Raw genomic sequence first — 18118 nt, 5'->3', positions numbered from 1 at the left:
CCCTTGCGGGGCCGGCAATTTAATTTCAATGGCCGCTGGCGGCAGGCCCGGCCTTCGCCGCGAACGGCGGCTTCGCCAGCCACACCAGCAGGATCAACCCCATGAACGCCCACCCCAGCAGCGTGAAGTAATCCACGGTGGAGAGCATGTATGCCTGGCTGTTGAGGATCTGCTCCAGCTGGGCGTAGACCGGCGTGCTCGCCCCGCCGAGCTGGTTGATCGTCTCACGCGTGGCCGGCTCGAAGGTGCTGATGCTTTCGCTCAGGTAGGCATGATGCTGGTCGGCCCGGCGGATCCAGATCCAAGTCGTCAGCGACGCCGCGAAGCTGCCGCCCAAGGTCCGCAGGAACGTCGCCAGTCCCGCGCCATCGGCAATCTGGTGGGGCGGCAGGTCCGACATGAGGATGCTCAGGGTCGGCATGAAGAACAACGCCACACCGATGCCCATGAACAACTGCACCAAGGCGATGTGCTGGAAATCCACTTCGTTGGTGAACCCGGCGCGCATGAAGCAACTCAGGCCAATCGCCAGGAACGCCAGCCCGGCCAACAGGCGCAGGTCGAACTTGTGCGCATACTTGCCGACGAAGGGCGACATCAGGACCGGCAGGATGCCGATAGGCGCCACCGCCAGGCCGGCCCAAGTGGCGGTGTAGCCCATCTGGGTCTGCAACCACTGCGGCAGGATCAGGTTTATGCCGAAAAAACCGGCGTAACCGCCCACCAGCACGATGGTGCCGATACGAAAATTGCGATAAGCGAACAGCCGCAGATTCACCACCGGATGGCGGTCGGTCATTTCCCAAATCACGAACACGGCCAGGGCGATGACCGAAATCAGCGCGCCCACAATGATGAAATTCGACTCGAACCAATCCAGGTCGTTGCCCTTGTCGAGGATGACCTGCAATGCACCGACACCGATGATCAACGTAATCAAGCCGACATAGTCCATCGGCTGGCGACTGGTCACCACCGGGCGCGCCTTGAGCTGCTGGCGCACCACCAGCACCGCGAAAATCCCGATAGGCACGTTAATGAAGAAAATCCACGGCCAGCTGTAACTGTCGGTGATCCAACCGCCGAGGATCGGCCCGGCAATCGGCGCGACGACCGTGACCATTGCCAGCAACGCCAGGGCCATGCCACGCCTGGCCGGCGGGTACACGGCAATCAGCAAGGTCTGGGTCATCGGATACAAGGGGCCGGCTACCAGCCCCTGGACCACGCGAAAGCCGATCAACTCTGGCATCGAGGTAGAGATTCCGCACAGGAACGAGGCGAGGACGAACAGCATCGTCGCCCACAAAAACAGTTTCACCTCGCCGAACCGGCGGCTCAGCCACCCCGTCAGCGGCAGCGCAATGGCGTTGCTCACCGCGAACGAAGTAATGACCCAAGTGCCCTGCTCCGAACTGACGCCCAGGTTTCCGGAAATGGTCGGCAGGGCAACGTTGGCGATGGTCGTGTCGAGCACTTGCATGAACGTCGCCAGCGACAACCCGATGGTGCTGAGCAACAGGCTTGGCGGCGTGAAGGACGCGTTATTGCTCATTGCGAAAATCCTATGAAGCAGAGGTAGTAAAATCGACGCAAGCCCGCCCGGACTGGAATGCTGTCACTTAAGGCCTGCGACAGACACGTGGCGAGGGAGCTTGCTCCCGCTGGGCCGCAAAGCGGCCCCAAACCTGCCGAACGCGGAACATCAGACACACCGCACCCACCGGTTTACGACTGCTTCGCAGCCGAGCGGGAGCAAGCTCCCTCCCACAGGGTTCGACGTAGAGGGTTCAACGCTGCGCGGTCTTGCTCGCCGCGGCGCTGTTCTCATGGATCAGGCGCGTGATCATCGCATCGGCATCTGCCAACTGCCGGTCATACACCTGGGTGCTGAACGAAGCTTTCTGCGACGGTTGCTGGGCTAATACCGGACCGCTCTGGTCATGCAAGTCGACGTTGACCAGCGTCGAGAGACCGACCCGCAACGGATGCTTGGCCAGCTCTTGGGCATTGATATGAATGCGCACCGGCACCCGCTGGACGATCTTGATCCAGTTACCGGTGGCGTTCTGCGCCGGCAACAGGGCAAACGCACTACCGGTCCCGGCGCCAACGCTGTCGACCGTGCCGCTGAACTTCACATCACTGCCGTAGAGGTCGGCCTCGATGTCCACCGGCTGGCCGATGCGCATGTCGCGCAGTTGGGTTTCCTTGAAGTTGGCGTCGATCCACAACTGATCCAGCGGGATCACCGCCATCAACGCCGTGCCCGGTTGCACCCGTTGGCCCAGTTGCACGGTGCGCTTGGCGACATAACCGGTCACCGGTGCGATCAAGGTGCTGCGGGCATTGGTCAGGAAGGCCTGGCGCAATTGCGCGGCGGCGGCTTGCACGTCGGGATGGGACGACACCACGGTATCGTCCACCAGGGCGCTGGTGGTCTTGAGCTGTTGCCGGGCATTGGCCAGGGCGTTCTGCGCCGAGGTCAGGTCGTCCCGGGCGTGGGACAGTTCTTCTTGGGAGATCGCCCCGCCGGCCGCCAGGTTCCGGCGTCGGTTGTAGTTTTCCTGGGCCTTCTGCACTTCGGCCTCTTGCGCATGCACCTGCGCCTTCATGCCATCGACGTTGCTGTACAGGCCGCGCACCTGGCGCACGGTGCGGGCGAGGTTGGCCTGGGCACTTTGCAGCCCGACTTCGGCATCGTTCGGATCGAATTGCACCAACACCTGGCCCTCACGCACCAGGTCACCGTCATCGGCGCCAATGCTCACCACCGTGCCAGTGACTTGGGGGGTGATTTCCACGACGTTGCCGTTGACGTAGGCATCGTCGGTGCTTTCGTTCCAGCGCCCATACAATTCGTGCCAAGCCCAGACACCTACGGCGGCGAGAATGACAATCAGGGCCAGGCCCAGCAGCATCACCTTGCGCTTGCGCGGGTTGCCGCTGTCCTGTTGAGTTTCTTGAGTAGTTTCGGCAGTTGCCATGACAGGTACCTCGAATCAGTGAATCGGCGCGGTGGCGGCCGGTGTGGCCGAAGCCACGGTTTGGGTCTCGAAACCACCGCCCAGGGCCTGCATCAATTGGATCGACAAATCGATCTGCTCGGCATTGAGGGTCGCCAGTTGGCGCTGGGCCTGGAGCAACTGTTGCTCGATGCTCAGCACGTCCAGGTAATTGCCGATGCCCGAGCCGTAGCGCTGGACCACGGTGTCGTAGGAATTTCGGGCGATGTCCACGGCGTGTTGCTGGGCACCGATCTGCCGGCCGATGTCGCGCAACTGGTTGATGGTGTCGCTGACATCGCCGAGGGCCGCGACCAGGCTCTTGTTGTACTGCGCCACCGCCAGGTCGTAGTCGGCGTCCCGGGCATCGAGGTCCGCACGCAAGCGACCGCCATCGAAGATCGGCAGCGACACGGTTGGCGCGACGTTGAAGAAACGGCTGGCCGAGCCGAACATGGCGTCGCCCAGCAGCGATTGCACACCCGCCGCCGCGCTCAAATTGAGGTTGGGATAGAAATGGGTCTTTGCGGCCGCGATGTCCTTGCTCGCCGCCTCGACCCGCCAGCGCGCCGCGACCAGGTCCGGACGTCGTCCGAGCAATTCAGCCGGCAGGTTCGACGGCAAGGCGACGGCGCTGCCCTTCAGTACGTTCGGCCGGACGATTTCGTTGCCACGATCAGGCCCCTTGCCCAGCAATACGGCCAAGGCGATTTTCGCGCTTTGCAGGCGTTTTTCCGCGTCGATCAGGCTTGCATCGGCGCTCGCCTCCAGGCTTTCGGTCTGCTGGAATTGATATTCGCTGTCGATCCCCGCGCCGAGACGGCGCTTGCCCAGGTCGAGCATCTGTCGCGTGCGCTTGAGGTCCTCATTGGCCAAGTCATAAATGATGTGGGCCTGGCCGAGGTCGCTGTAGGCCCGGGCCACATCGGCAGCCAGGGTCAGTTGCGCGGCCTGGCGGTCGATCTCGGCGGCGCGGGCCTGGCCCAGCGCGGCTTCCCAGGCCGCTCGCTGGCCGCCCCAGAGGTCGAAGTTGTAGTTGAAATCCACGCTCAGCGAACGCAGCGTGCTGTAGGCACCGCCCTGCCCTTGCGGGTCCTGATCACGGGCCAGGCGCGAACGGCTGACACTGCCGCTGGCATCCAGGGTTGGCATGCGCGCGGCGTTGGCGGCGTAGGCGGCGGCGCTGGCCTGGTGGGCCCGAGCGCTGACGATCTGCATATCCGGACTGTCGCGCAGGGCTTCACGGATCAGGCCGTCGAGTTGCGGGTCGCCGAGGCTTTTCCACCAATCGCTTTTCGGCCACGAGGCCGGCGACAAGGTGACGCCCGTCAGCGATTGGCCGGCCTGGAGACGCTTGGCCTCGAGGCTGACACCTTCGGTTTCCAGACCGCTGTAGCTGGCGCAACCGGCGAGGCTCATGGCCAGCAGCACCAGGCCCAAGCGGGCACGCAAGGTTTGACGTTTCATTTTCCCCCCAATCGCAGGACGGTGATGGGATCACCGGCGGCGAGCAGTATTTTCTTGAGGATGTCTTCGAGGGTTTGCAGCTCTTCGCGGCTGATGGCGCAGGCCAATTGATTCATGGCGTCGGCACCGATAAACGGCAGGCGATCGGCGAGGGCCTGGCCGGCGTCGGTCAACACCAACCGGACTTGGCGGCGATCCTGCGCCGAGCGTTGGCGAACCAGAAAACCTTTCTGCTCCAGGCGATCGAGCATCCGCGTCATCGAGCCACTGTCCAGCGAGAGGTATCGGCACAGCTCGACCGGTGTGTCGATGCCGTGCTGGGCCATGATGATCAACACCTTGAACTGCGCGGCGGTGATGCCGACGGGTTCCATGTGCGTGTCGATGATCCGGTCCTTGAGCGACGCGGCGCGGCCAAGCAGCATGCCGAGATGGCAATTGTGGAATTCGTCCGGGGTGAAATGTTTCATCTGGATACCGTTATCTGAAGACGGTTTGCTGCCTAGGCAGTGAATGTATGTCGAGATATTACTGCTTAGGCAGCAAATGTCAAATAAATAGTTAGCTGCCTATGCATAGCCGCACGAACGCGAACGCATCCGTGGTAGCGAGCTACCACAGGAAGTTTTCGCGGGAAGGCCTTAGAAATCGCGTTTGTAGAAGATATCCAGCGAACTGGCGACGCCACTGGCGGCTTCGAGGTAGACCTTTTTGCTGAGCTTGTAGCGCAACGCGATGGTGTTGGCCGGTTCGAACACTCCGACGCCGTAGCGCAGGCTGAGTTTTTCCGAGAGGTTACCGCTGGCGACCACGCTGGTGGCCTCGCCGCTGCCCTGGGTGTCGAGTTGGAAATCCTCGATCCCAAGGTTATTCGCCAGGCTGGTGGTCACGCCGGAGCTGCCCATCAAGCCCAGGCCCAACGCCGCCTGGGCAAGCATGTTGTTGTCCTCGCCCGTGGTGCTCAAGGGTCGGCCCAATACCAGATAGGACAAGGCTTGCTCCTGGCTCATGGCCGGCTCCGAGAAGATCTGCGTGGTCGGCTGCTCGGCGCTGCCGCTCAAGCGAATGCCGGCAATCACATCATCGGTCTGGCGAATCGCCTCGATGTCGAGGTAGGGCTGGTCGATCGGCCCGGCGAACAACAAGCGCGCCCGACGCACCGTCAACCGTTGCCCGTAGGCTCGATAGCGACCGTCGTTGAGCCAGAGTTCGCCACGGGTGTCCATGTTGTCGCCGATGTGCACCTGGCCCTTCACGTTGGCTGTCAGGCCGAAGCCCGAGAAGGCGAGCTTTTCCTGGCCGACGATCACGTCGATGTCCATCGCCATGGCGATCGGTGCCTCGCCCTCTTCGGTCTGGCGGCCGACGATGATCGTGTCATCCGAGACCTTGACGGTGGATGGCGGCAATTCGCGGATGGTGATGTCGCCCTTGGGCACCAGGACCTTGCCGGCAATCGAAAGTCGCTCGCCTTGCATCGTGATGTTCAGGTCCGGCGCCACATCGAGCACCGCGTAGGGTTCGACAGTGACCGGCAGTTGCGAGCCCTTGAGGGCCAGGTCCATGGACAACGCCTCGCCCCAGCCAATAGTCCCCGTCAAGCTGCCCTGCCCGCTCTTGCCACTTTTCCAGCCGCCGTCGAGCCTGACCGTTTCGCCGGCGATCATCGCCCGCAGTTGCAGGGCTTCGAGGCTGATCGGCAGTTCCGGGCCGGACACTTCGCCGTCGCTGAGCAGCAAACTGCCGTTGACCTGCGGTGCGAGCAATCCGCCAGATAGGGTGCCGCTGCCGTTCAGGTGACCGGTCAGGGTTTCCACCATCGGCACGAATGGCCGGGCGACCGACAGATCCAGGCCGCTCAGTCGAAACGAACCGCTCAAGGGTTTATTGGCCGGCAACGGGTTGATCCGCGCCTGGAGCGTCAATTCGCCGAGCCTCGCCCCGGCAAAAACCAGGTCCGTATCGATGCGCGTGGGAGTCAGGCGACTGTTCAGCGTCAGGGTCTGGTACGGGAAATCCAGCCACTGTTCTTTGTCTCGAATCCGTAAGGTACCGCCACTGGCATCTACCAGGACGCGGCCGTTCGGGCCGCTGGCCGGCAGGTCCAGTTGCAGATCGGCGTTGAGCCGCCCTTGCCAGGCAAAATCCTTGGGCATCCACTGGGCCAGGCTTTCAATCGGGAACTGCTTGAGGTGATAGCGCAGCTTCGGCTCCGGCATCAGCCGCTGGTCTTCGCCACACAAGCTGGCCTGGCCGGAACGCCAGCAATGGGCGCCGAAGTTCAGCGTACCATTGGCCAAACGTTCCAGCTTGGCCGGGGCCTGCAAGCGCCAGGCTTGGCCGCCGGCCTGTATGTCGCCATTGGACAGGCGTCCACGCCAGTTGCCTTGGTCGAGCGCGCCATCCAGGGCCAGGGTGGTTTCAAGCTGCGGCCCTTGTAGATCCAGGTTGAGTTTTTGCTGTTTGATGTCGCCTTGTCCGCTGACCGTCAAGACGCCGAGCGACGTTTCACCGGCCCGAATGCCGCTGGCCTTGAGATCGACTTTGCCCCGCTGGGTGTTGTCGAGCGTCGCGTCTACCCTCAGGTTTTGCAGATGATTGTCCTGGAATCCCAGCTGGGTGCCTTGTACGCCGAGCTTGCCTTGAGGGGCCTTGGGTGTCCCCGCCAAGTCGAGACGCCCCATGACCTGGCCGCGCAATCGCGGCCAGAGTTGGGCCAGCCGCGAGAGTTTGATATCGATCTGGCCGGTCAGTTTCTGTTGCAGGTTGGCGCTGCCGTTGATGCGGTTATCGCCCAGACGGATATCCAGCGCACTGAGGTTCCATTGCTCGCCTGCCCCCGCCGCCGTGGCCTGGAACAGCGCCGGTTGGCCGCGCAGTTTTCCCTTCAGGTCCAGGTTGGCGTCCAGGCTGAGGGCATCGTCTTTGATTGAGCCCTGGCTGCGTAAAGGCCCGGCCAAGGTGCCAGGCAGCTCCGCGAGCCAATACGCCGGATTGATGGATGACAATTGCAACGCGGTATCCCAGGCGATGCCGTCGGCAAACTGCAGGTTCAGATGCCCTTCGGCTTTGCCCTGCCCCGCGTCGAGCTTGAGCTGCGGCAAATGGATTTGCGCCAGGTTGCCGCTGAATGGACTGCTCAGGTTGAATGCCCCGGCGGGCCCGTCCAGCGCTGCCTGGAAATTGCCCAGGTATTGACCGTCGGTGTAGGAAACTTCGCCGTTGAAACGATGCAACGTGACTTGCGGCTCGTCGATCAGCGGATAGAGGCGATGCCAGGGGAAATCCAGCCAGGCGACTTTCGCATCGGCGCTCAAGCCTTCGTGCCAGTCCAATTGCCCGGAGAGCTTGACGCTTTGCTGCTCGCCGGCATCAAGATCCAGGCCGGCGATTTGTGCACCGTTGGCGTCCACCTTGCCTTGCAGCAGCAACGCCACCGGACCTTTCTCGGCCGGCAGGGTCGCTTTGCCGAGCAGTTGGTAGCCGTCTTCAAGATTGCCTTCGCCGGTCAGCTCCAGCTGATTGAGCACCAGCGTGTCTGGCAGATCGGCGCTGGCCTTGAATCCGTCGGCGGTGATGCGCACCTTCGCCGGCAGGTTGTCCGCCAGTGGTTGCAGCTCGCCGGCCAGATGGCCTTGCAGATAACCAAGGCTGTCGGCGCTGAGGACGAGGGTCTTGAGCAAATCGCCACTGACTTTCAGCTCCAGCGACCACGGCGTCGCGCCCGGTGCCGGCAAGGTCAACCGGCCAGCAGCGCTCAACGGCCAATCGCCACGCGGCTGCAACAGGCCGGACAGATTCAGGCTCAGTTCGTCGCGCTGCAATTGCAGCGAATCGATCTGCAAACCCTCGGCGGTCCAATGAGCCGCCAGATGCAGGCCCTTGAGCTGCTCGCTGCCGTTGAACGACAGACTGCCGATCTGCACGTCACCCAGTTCGATGGCGAGCGGCAAGTCCAAGTCCGGCAAGCTGATCGGACCACTGCTCGGCTCATCGGTGGAGGTAGGCAATTGCAAGGCGACCTGATCGGCCTTGAGCTGTTCGATGCACAGCGTCATGCGCAGCAGGCACAACGGCGACCAGGCCAATACCGGCCGATCCACCTCTACCCGGCTGGCGTCCTGCTGCCACAGCACGTGGTCGGCGCCCCACTGTCCGCCCAACCGCCCTTGGAAATTCTCCACCGTCAGCCCGGGTACCAGGCTGATAGCCCAGCGACTGCCGAACGCAGTGCCAAGCAAGATGCCCAGGGCCAGTACGACCGTCGCCAGCAACCCGGCCAGTGCCAGCAGCGTTATCTTCAAACCGCGCTTCACAGCTCAGGCCCCATGGAAAAGTGCAATCGAATGCCACCGTCGTCGTCCAGCGCATGGGCCAGGTCGAGGCGGATCGGGCCGACCGGTGACACCCAGCGCACGCCAATGCCCACGCCGGTCTTGAGGCTGGGCAGATCGAGACTGTTAAAAGAGTTGCCCTGGTCGACAAACGTTGCCACCCGCCATTTTTCCGCAACGGAATACTGATACTCGAGGCTGCCCGCCACCATGTAGCGGCCACCGATGCGATCACCCTCGGAGTTTTCCGGCGACAGGCTCTGGTAGTCGTAGCCCCGCACGCTCTGGTCGCCACCGGCGAAAAAGCGCAGCGACGGCGGAATGGACTTGTAGCCATTGGTGGCGCTGCCGCCGATCTGGGCCCGCGCCAGCAGGCGGTGCCTGTCGAACACAGTGGTCAGGCCCTTGACCATGGCGGTGCCATACAAAAGGTTATTGTCCGAGCCCAGCCCTTCCTTGGCGACCTTGGTGTCCAATTGCAGGCGGTAGCCGTTATGGGGGTCGATGCGGTTATCACTGCGCAGGTACGAATAGCTGACGCCTGGCATCAGCAGCGTGCTCAGGCCCGAATCGTCGCCAAGGCGATATTCCTCGCGCTGCCACTTGAGCGACACCACCCGCTGCCAACCGCTGGGCAACTTGCTGTGCCATTCCGGCCCCACGGTCAGTAATTTGCTGAGGGTGTCGGTGCCGGACAATTCTTCATATTGATAGCCGCCGGCGTAGCGCAGCTTGTCGGTCAGCGGCGGGTCCAGCGGCACGTCATACCACAGGCCGATATTCTGCCGGGGCGCCGACACTTCCGCTTCCCAGCCGTAGCTGTGGCCCTGGGGGTTGACCCAGTGCCGCGTCCAGTTGGCCTTGGCCCGAGGGCCGACGTCGGTGGAAAAACCCAAGCCCAGACCCATGGTCCGCGGCTTGCGAGTCTCGAGCTTGACCGCCACCGGGATCACGTTATCGGTCGCGGCGGTGGGCGCCGCATCCACGCGCACGCCCTCGAAATAACCGCTCGACTGCAGCGCCTGGTTGAGTTCGGCAATGAGTTCGGAATCGTAAGGCGCGCCGGCCTTGAACGGCACCATGCGCCGCAGCAGGTCTTCATCGAACGGCGTGTCGCCCTCGAAGCTGACCGGGCCGAGGGCATAACGCGGGCCGCTGTCGTAGATCAATTCGATATCGGCAATGCCGGCTTGTGGGTCCACGCGCAATGCCTGGCTGACGAATCGTCCACTGAAAAAACCATACCGCGAAGCCTGGTTCTGGATCGTCCGCTTGGCGTCTTCATAGCGTCCGTGATCGAGCACCGCGCCCGACTTCAGGCCCGCGTTGTCGGGCACGCGAAAAGCCTTGAGGGACGCCGCCGGGCCGTCGATGCGGATCGTGACGTTGCGCAGATGCACCGGCTCGCCGGGGTCGATGGTGAGGATCAGGCGCGGGGCCTTGCCAGCCTGCACCTCGCTGTCGATTTGCGGTTGGTAGTAGCCCAGCGCCTGGGCCGCTTTGCGCGCCTGCTCCTCGGCGCCGCGACTGAAGCGCAGCAATGCATCTTCGTCACGATCGCCCAGGCCACCGATATAACCTTCTATGTTGGCCTTGAGTGCGTCATTGGACGGATTGACCCGTACGTCCAATTCACTTTGGGCCAGCGCCGCGCAGCTGAGGGACAGCAACAGCGCGCCACTGGTCATTCGTCCTGGGAAATTCATGGCGCGGATGCTAACACGAGGTGGGGAGCCTGATAGAGCCGGACGATTCCCAAAAGTTCGTCCGATTATGCCGTCGCGCTCTGCAGAACCTGCGGGTTGGCATGAAAGAACACATGCTCGCGGATCGGTCCTACCGCCACTTCGCCGATTTCTTCATAACCCTGGCGTTTATAAAATTCCAGGTAGCGCTGGTTGCCGGTGTCCAGCACCACGCCTTGGGAATGCTCGTCCACCGCGCACCAGTTATGAACCGCCTCAAGCAACTGTTCGCCGTAGTGTTTGCCTTGGAACTGCGGATGAACCCCCAGCAGCGGCAAGACATGAACCGAGTCCGACGGCAGGCAGGCCAGCACGGCCGCGTGATATTCCAGGTAACGCCGAGTGCAGCGAAACCCCGTGCTCAAGACCATGCGCAGGCGCCAGGCCCAACTTTCGGTGATGCCCAGGCGCCGCTGTGGCGGGGCAATCAACGCGATGCCGATCAGGCGGTCATCGACCAACAGGCCGATCGCTGGAAGATCCTGGAGGAAATGCTGCTTGACCAGCTCACGCACGGTCGCCCTTACCCGCTGTTCGTAACCGGGGCGTTCGGATTCGAACAGGTAGCTGAAGGTTGGCTCATGGCGATAGGCCTGGTACAGCAAGGAACGCGCTTCGCGGGAATAGCCGCTGTCGAGCATGTGAATATCAGCGGTGGCGGTGTCAGGCATGGCGTTGGATCTCCTGGGCGGGGCTCGGTGAGGCCCAGCTCTTATTGAGTACGAACCCGATAGGGTTGCGATCGTTCCTACAAGCCAAGGACATTAGCAGCGCATTTGCCCTACTGCCACGCTGGCTCCGCTCCCACATGTCAGCTAGCATCGCAGTTTTGCCAGGACAGCCGACCATGAAGATCGTCTCCTTCAACATCAACGGCCTGCGCGCCCGCCCACATCAGCTGGCGGCACTGATCGACAAACACCAGCCGGACGTGATCGGGTTGCAGGAAACCAAGGTCCACGACGAACAATTTCCTTTGGCCGAGGTGCAGGCCCTCGGTTATCACGTGCACTACCACGGGCAAAAGGGCCATTACGGTGTTGCCCTGCTCTCGCGCCAGGCGCCGCTGACCTTGCACAAAGGCTTCGAGAACGACGATGAAGACGCCCAACGACGTTTCATCTGGGGCACCTTCGCCGACGCCAACGGCGTGCCGGTGACCATCATGAACGGTTATTTCCCACAAGGTGAAAGCCGCGACCATCCCACCAAATTCCCGGCCAAGGAGCGTTTCTACAACGATCTGCAGCAACTGCTGGAAACGCGCTTCAGCAACGACCAGCCGCTGGTGGTGATGGGCGACGTGAACATTTCCCCGGAAGACTGCGACATCGGCATCGGCCCGGACAACATGAAGCGCTGGCTGAAGACTGGCAAATGCAGCTTCCTGCCTGAAGAGCGCGAATGGATGGCCCGCCTGAAGAACTGGGGCCTGGTGGACAGCTTCCGCCATCTCAACCCGGACGTCACCGACCGCTTCAGCTGGTTCGACTACCGCAGCCGCGGTTTTGAAGACGAGCCCAAGCGCGGCCTGCGCATCGACCTGATCCTCGCCTCCCAAGGCCTGCTGCCACGGGTCAAGGATGCTGGCGTGGATTACGAGCTGCGGGGCATGGAAAAACCCTCGGACCATGCGCCGATCTGGTTGCAGTTGAGCTGAGCCGGGCGCGTCGCAACCCTGTCATGTTTCAGTCATCTGACTGACTTAATCTTCCGGCACTTCCCTCGCTTCAGAAGGTGCCGGCATGCGGCTGCACGTTGTGTTTTTCATGGGGCTCTGGCTGCCGTTGCTGGCATGGGCCGATCAGTTGCCCATTCCCCAACACGGCCCCGCCCTGCGCCTCCAGGGCTCCAATACCATCGGCGCGGCGCTGGGGCCAGCGCTGGTCAAGGGGCTAATGGAAACCCAAGGGCTGCTCAAGGTCAGTACCGAAATAACCGGCCGCGACAACGAGCAGCGAGTCGTTGGGCAAACCACCGATGGCCGGCGCGTGGAGATCGACATTGCGGCCCACGGCTCAAGTACCGGGTTCGCCGCGCTCAAGCAGGACAGCGCCGACCTGGCGGCCTCCTCAAGACCGATCAAGGACAGCGAGCTGAAAGACCTGGCGGCCCTCGGTGATCTGAAAAGTCCGATGGCCGAGCAGGTCATCGCCATAGACGGACTGGCGATTATTCTTCATCCCCAGAATCTGCTGCGTCAGCTCGACACCGTTCAACTGGCGCGTATTTTCAGCGGCGAGGCGAAGACCTGGGAAGCCGTGGGCGGCGTCGGCGGGCCGATTCATTTGTATGCGCGGGACGAGCAGTCCGGCACCTATGACACCTTCAAGGAGCTGGTGCTTAGCCGACAAGGCAAGAGGCTGGATCCTACGACCCAGCGCTTCGAGTCCAGCGAGCAGTTGTCGGACGCTGTCAGCCAGGACCCGCAAGGTATCGGTTTCATCGGTTTGCCCTACGTGCGCCAAGCCAAGCCTCTGGCGATCGTCGACGGCGACTCCCAGCCCATGTTGCCACTGAACAACCTGATCGCCACCGAGGACTACCCCTTGTCCCGACGCTTGTTCTTTTACATGCCGCCGCTACAAGCCAATCCATGGGCCGAGGCCCTGGTCGATTTCACCCAAAGTGAACAAGGCCAGGCCATCGTCGCGGCCAACGGCTTCATTGCCCAGACCGTCCACGCCATGTCCGTCACCCCGAATGCACTGATGCCGGAGGGTTACCAGGCCCTCAGCCGCCATGCCCAACGCCTGACGGTGAATTTTCGCTTCGAAGAAGGCAGCGCCAGCCTGGACAACAAGGCCCACCAAGACCTGGGGCGCGTGCTCGACTATATAAAGCAGCACGGCAAAGCCGACCGGCGCGTGACCCTGGTCGGTTTTGGCGACGCCAAGGACGATCCGGCGCGAGCGGACCTGCTGTCGAAACTGCGCGCCATGGCAGTGCGCCGGGAACTGGTCAAATATGGCGTGGCCCTGCGCGAGGTCCGCGGGTTCGGCGCGTTGATGCCGGTGGCGGCCAACAATGAAGACGAAGGACGGGTTCGCAATCGGCGGGTGGAGGTTTGGGTTTACTGAACGCCGTCCAAGGCGCGCAACGCAAATCCTGTGGCGAGGGAGCTTGCTCCCGCTGGGTGGCGCAGCCGCCCCAAGAATTTGGGTCAAGGCCAGAAACTTGGGCCTGCTGCGCAGTCCAGCGGGAGCAAGCTCCCTCGCCACAAAAGCCTGGATGTTTATCGCATCAACCACCGCGTAAGACCTAACCACCGCGTCTTGCGCCATTGCCTACAACTACGCCAGAATCCGCCGGCTTGTGCGCCTTGAGGGCGGGCTTTACTGTTGCTCGGTCGCTGAAGAATCAGCGATCGGGTTTGGTAGCCCGGGTAAAACTAAGGCGCACAGCTCCGCATGTTTTTTATGGCGGCTGTGCGTGGGGCGCCTTATGGCGCGCTGGGTTTGCCTTGGTACCCGGTCTACCAACCTGCGTATAGCCGCTACCCAATGTTTGGTAGCAAAGGGTTGCAGCTCCAATTACCAAGGAGTTCATCTATGTTCAAAGCGACCCCAAACCCACCGGGCGCCAATCCAAGCGCACTCTTCACCATCATCAACGGTGTCGACACCGAAGCCCTGCTCGCCAACCTCAGCGAAACCCTCGCTTCGGCCAACGCCATGGTCAGCGACCTGGCGTTCGACCTGGATGGTTCAAGGCGCCACATCGCCCTCGGCATCCTGCAACTGATCGAACTAAGCGCAATGCTGGCGAATCGAGCGCTGGATAACGTCGAAGCACGTCCGTCGGCATAAACGCTTACATCGTGGCGAGGGAGCTTGCTCCCGCTGGGTGGCGCAGCCGCCCCAAGAATTTGGTTCAAAACCAGAAACTTGGGCCTGCTACGCAGTCCAGCGGGAGCAAGCTCCCTCGCCACAAGAGCAACTGCGTCATGGCGTACTACCGCCCCGCCAACTCCATGATCATCCGCGACAACAAATAGATCCGCGGCACCACGCTCTCGACTTCGGCGTACTCCTCCGGTGTGTGGATGTTGCCGCCAACGATGCCAAAGCCATCCAGCGTCGGCGTGCCCACACCGGCGGAAAGGCTGGCGTCCGCCGCCCCGCCACTGCCTTCCTCGGTAAGTTTGCGCCCCAGTTCGCCATAGATGCCCTGGGCCATCGCCATCAACCGATCCGATTCCTTCGTCTGCGGCATCGGTGGCAAGCCGCGTTGCAGGCTGGTGGTCACTTCGGTGTCGGCGATCAGCTTGTCCTTGGAAACACGTGCCAGGTCTTTTTCGATACGGTCGAATTCTTCCGGCACCGCTGCCCGCACGTCGGCCTTGGCGGTGGCCTGGTCAGGAATCACGTTGGTCCGGTCGCCAGCCTTGAGCACAGTGAAGTTGATGGTGGTCTTCTTTTCCGCGTCGCCGAGCTTGCCCAGTTGCAGAATCTGGTGCGCCGCTTCCATCGCCGCATTGCGCCCCAGTTCCGGCGCGACTCCGGCGTGGGCCGCCTTGCCCTTGACCTCCACCAGCGCCGTCGCGCTGCCCTTGCGCCATACCACGAGGCCGTCAGCCGGACGACCCGGTTCAAGGTTGAGGGTCACATCATGGGCCTTGGCGGTTTTCTTGATCAGGTCGGTGGCGACGTCCGAGCCGGTCTCTTCGCTGGCGTCGAGCAGGAAGGTAATTTGCGCGTAGTTATTGAAGTCAAGGTTCTTCAGCACCTTCAAGGCATAAATCCCGGCGACGATGCCGCCCTTGTCGTCCATCACCCCCGGCCCGTAGGCCCTGCCATCCTTGATATGGAACGGGCGTTCGGCGGCGGAGCCCTCCTTGAACACCGTGTCCATGTGAGCCATCAGCAGGATCCTGGCCTTGCCGGTGCCCTTGAAGGTCGCCAGGACATGCTGGGTGCCATCCGAATTCGGCACCTTTTCGATAGTCGCGCCGAGCTTCTGCAACTCATCGATCGCAATGTCGCCGACTTGGGTCAAACCCGGCACATAGCCGGAACCGGAGTCGATATTGACCAGCCGTTCCAACAGTTTCAGGGCCTCGCCCTTGTACTGCTCGGCATCGGCCAGCACTTGCTGATGGGGCTGCGCGAAGGCAGCGGGGGCCAAGGCGCCAAGGGCCAGGCTCAGGCCGAGATTGATGGCCAGACGGGAGCAAAGAGCGGTAACGGTCATGAGTTCATCCTTGTTTCATCGGGGAAGTCATTTGGCACCCTACCCGAGAATATCCAAGGGCTCTAGACCGCCGACGCCTCCAACACCAGCCGATGCCGCTGAAAGACAACCCGGTTGCGCCCACCTGTCTTGGCCTCATAAAGCATCTGGTCAGCGTCGTTGAGCCACGCGGTCGCGTCGCCATACGCCGGGTTGAATGCCGCCAGGCCAATACTCAGGCTGACTTTTAACGTCGGATCCTGGTCGTAGCCAAGCGTTGCAAAACGTTCGCGCAAACCGTCCATGGCCTGAACGGCGTTGTGCAGGGTCAGGTCCGGCAGGATCACGCAAAATTCGTCGCCACCGTAACGCCCGATCACATCTGTGGCCCGCAGGTTTTGCCTGAGCAACTTGCCGAGCTGGCGCAGCACCACGTCGCCGGCGCCGTGGCCGTAGGTGTCGTTGATGGCTTTGAAATGATCGATGTCGATCAGCGCAATCGCGCCGTGGGTTGCGTCCGATGGATGACGCAGGTGCCGCTGGAACTCTTCGTTGAGTCGGTCCTTCCAGGCGCCATGGTTGAGCAAGCCGGTCAGGCTGTCGGTACGGCTCAGGGCCAATAGCTCACGCTTTTGCCGGCCCAGGGTGTGGGCCTGGCGAAAGCAGATCCAGCCCAGCGCCAGCGGATAAAGGCACAGCAGCGGCAGACAGGCGTAGAGCTGCGCCGGGCTGGTCATGGGCACGCTGGCCAACGGGAATATCAAGACGCCCAGCGCGATGCCGCTCACTTGGGCTGCGGCGCCGACCAGCAGGAAACGCAGGCCACCGATGGCGACATTGTTCATCGCCATCATCGCCAGCGTGACAGCCGTGGGCAGCGGATTGAATTGCATTGCGGCGACCCAGAAGCCGCCAAGGAAGGCGTCGATCAACAGATTGCGGTGTTCGGCGTGGTACGGCACCGCCGCACGGCGGGCCCACTGATAGGACACGTGTGGCCAGAGCAAGCCATTGAACAGCATGAAACCCCAAACCCAAGGCGCCGGATCGAGGGGATAAACGGCGGCGCTCACTACCAACAACCCGAGCGCCAGGCCGAGGATGCGCGACGTGTAAAGCCTCCTGGCCAGCGAGAGTCCCTTTCTTCCCGTTTTTTGCATAGAGGCCTCTGCACCGCAGGACTCCCGGGGCGCCGGGATGGGATAACCGGAGTCTATCAGGATGACGTCAAATAGCCATCACTGGATGAAGGGGTATTTATTCTTACGGACAAACGTGGCTCGCCGCGGATTTTGGCTATACATGAGAAAGGGAATTCACTGGCCGACACAGCGGGTATCAAAGCAGACGCGTCCCTGTCGTCGCTATATCCCAGGTTTCAGCTTCACTTATTTCACTTATATAGGCTGATCGGTCGCCGAGGCTGGCTGGTCAAACGCTAACGTGACCCATGGAGGGCAAGAGATGCTGGTGTTGTGTGTAGTCCTCGCCGTGTTTATCGCCTGGAGCTGGCTGACGTATCCAGGCATCGGCCACGTGCTGTATGACTTGGGCATGGCCCTGGAAGCACGCCTCTATCGATTGCGCAAGATCACCGTGCCCATCAGTGAAATGACGGTATCGACCTGGCAGGGTGGTCCCTATGAAGCGTCCGGCAGCATCCTGATGCTGCACGGCTACAGCGCTGACAAAAATCTCTGGCTGCGCTTTGCCCGGCATTTTGTCAGCCAATACCGGGTGGTGATTCCCGACCTGGCCGGCCATGGCGAAACCGGCTTCAAGGCCGGCGGAGGCTACGACATCCCCACCCAGGCCCGACGCGTGATCGAATTGCTCGACGCTTGTGGCCTGGACAAGGTCCACGTGATCGGCAATTCCATGGGGGGCTACCTCGCGGCATGGCTGGCGGCGACTTCGCCGGAACGGGTGTTGACCCTGGCGTTGATCGATCCGTCCGGCGTCACCGCTCCCGAGCCCAGCGACATGGAGCGTCACCTGGCGGCCGGGCACAATCCGTTCCTGGTCTATTCGCGGGATGATTTCGCGCCGTTCTACGCCATGACCATGGCCTCGCCCCCCTGGTTGCCCAGCGTGGTGCTGGCAGCGATCGCCCAGCGTTACGAACAGCGCCGGGAGGAACTGGCGGAAATCTTCGTTGACCTTCGCGCCAGCCCGCCGATGGAGCCACACCTGGCTGGCATCCGCGCGCCGTCGTTGCTGCTCTGGGGACGCAAGGACCGACTGATCGACGTCAGCAGCGTACCGGTCTGGAGCAAGGGCATTGCCGACCTTCGCGTGGAGATCTGGGACGGGGTCGGCCACATGCCGATGGTTGAACGACCAGGCAAAACCGCGGCGTTGTACCGGGATTTCTTGAAGGGATTGGGGCAGTGAG

At 62.2% G+C, this 18118-nt stretch carries 13 protein-coding genes; 4 read left to right on the top strand and 9 right to left on the bottom strand.

Annotation, left to right across the window (positions count from 1 at the left end; translation table 11 throughout):
- Positions 1-25: 25 nt before the first annotated feature.
- The 7 genes from J3P82_RS09430 to J3P82_RS09400 all read right to left on the bottom strand — a co-directional run bounded on the left by J3P82_RS09430 (position 26) and on the right by J3P82_RS09400 (position 11222).
- Positions 26-1555 (bottom strand): DHA2 family efflux MFS transporter permease subunit, encoded by a 1530-nt coding sequence (locus J3P82_RS09430; RefSeq protein WP_434562522.1) that lies wholly within the window; start codon positions 1553-1555, stop codon positions 26-28.
- Between the two features lie 235 nt (positions 1556-1790).
- Positions 1791-2987 carry an efflux RND transporter periplasmic adaptor subunit gene (locus J3P82_RS09425; protein WP_434562520.1) on the bottom strand — a complete coding sequence of 399 codons (1197 nt, stop codon included), beginning with the start codon at positions 2985-2987 and terminating at the stop codon, positions 1791-1793.
- Between the two features lie 15 nt (positions 2988-3002).
- Positions 3003-4472 (bottom strand): efflux transporter outer membrane subunit, encoded by a 1470-nt coding sequence (locus J3P82_RS09420; RefSeq protein WP_434562518.1) that lies wholly within the window; start codon positions 4470-4472, stop codon positions 3003-3005.
- Positions 4469-4942 carry a MarR family winged helix-turn-helix transcriptional regulator gene (locus tag J3P82_RS09415; RefSeq protein WP_434562516.1) on the bottom strand — a complete coding sequence of 158 codons (474 nt, stop codon included), beginning with the start codon at positions 4940-4942 and terminating at the stop codon, positions 4469-4471. The genes J3P82_RS09420 and J3P82_RS09415 overlap by 4 nt, the downstream gene beginning before the upstream one ends.
- A gap of 171 nt (positions 4943-5113) precedes the next feature.
- Positions 5114-8788, bottom strand: a complete 3675-nt coding sequence (locus tag J3P82_RS09410) for a translocation/assembly module TamB domain-containing protein (protein WP_434562514.1) — start codon at positions 8786-8788, stop codon at positions 5114-5116.
- The gene (locus tag J3P82_RS09405) at positions 8785-10512 is read right to left on the bottom strand and encodes an autotransporter assembly complex protein TamA (RefSeq protein ID WP_434562512.1); all 1728 of its coding nucleotides are present in this window, start codon (positions 10510-10512) and stop codon (positions 8785-8787) included. The genes J3P82_RS09410 and J3P82_RS09405 overlap by 4 nt, the downstream gene beginning before the upstream one ends.
- Positions 10513-10577: 65 nt before the next feature.
- Positions 10578-11222, bottom strand: coding sequence for a GNAT family N-acetyltransferase (locus J3P82_RS09400; protein ID WP_434562510.1), 645 nt, complete (start codon positions 11220-11222; stop codon positions 10578-10580).
- A 176-nt stretch (positions 11223-11398) separates the two neighbouring features.
- On the opposite strand from J3P82_RS09400, the gene xthA reads away from it, so the two are divergent.
- The 3 genes from xthA to J3P82_RS09385 all read left to right on the top strand — a co-directional run bounded on the left by xthA (position 11399) and on the right by J3P82_RS09385 (position 14360).
- On the top strand, positions 11399-12211 hold the full coding sequence (gene xthA, locus J3P82_RS09395; protein WP_434562508.1) for an exodeoxyribonuclease III: 813 nt from the start codon (positions 11399-11401) through the stop codon (positions 12209-12211).
- A gap of 85 nt (positions 12212-12296) precedes the next feature.
- Entirely contained in the window at positions 12297-13631 is a 1335-nt protein-coding gene (locus tag J3P82_RS09390; protein ID WP_434562506.1) for a substrate-binding domain-containing protein, read from the top strand.
- A 423-nt stretch (positions 13632-14054) separates the two neighbouring features.
- Positions 14055-14360 carry a DUF6124 family protein gene (locus J3P82_RS09385; protein WP_434563760.1) on the top strand — a complete coding sequence of 102 codons (306 nt, stop codon included), beginning with the start codon at positions 14055-14057 and terminating at the stop codon, positions 14358-14360.
- A gap of 145 nt (positions 14361-14505) precedes the next feature.
- On the opposite strand, the gene J3P82_RS09380 is transcribed toward J3P82_RS09385, so the two are convergent.
- Entirely contained in the window at positions 14506-15744 is a 1239-nt protein-coding gene (locus tag J3P82_RS09380; RefSeq protein WP_434562504.1) for a M20/M25/M40 family metallo-hydrolase, read from the bottom strand.
- Positions 15745-15806: 62 nt separating this feature from the next.
- Positions 15807-16883, bottom strand: coding sequence for a diguanylate cyclase (locus J3P82_RS09375; protein WP_434562502.1), 1077 nt, complete (start codon positions 16881-16883; stop codon positions 15807-15809).
- Positions 16884-17187: 304 nt separating this feature from the next.
- Here J3P82_RS09375 and J3P82_RS09370 point away from each other — a divergent pair, with 304 nt between their 5' ends.
- Positions 17188-18117, top strand: a complete 930-nt coding sequence (locus tag J3P82_RS09370) for an alpha/beta fold hydrolase (protein WP_434562500.1) — start codon at positions 17188-17190, stop codon at positions 18115-18117.
- The last annotated feature ends 1 nt before the right edge of the window (position 18118 follow it).

The organism is Pseudomonas sp. Z4-20 (assembly GCF_051131955.1).
GTDB classification, from domain to species: Bacteria; Pseudomonadota; Gammaproteobacteria; order Pseudomonadales; family Pseudomonadaceae; genus Aquipseudomonas; species Aquipseudomonas marvdashtae.
The sequence above is the reverse complement of the archived record's forward strand: the minus strand, read 5'-3'. Positions and strand labels throughout refer to the sequence as shown.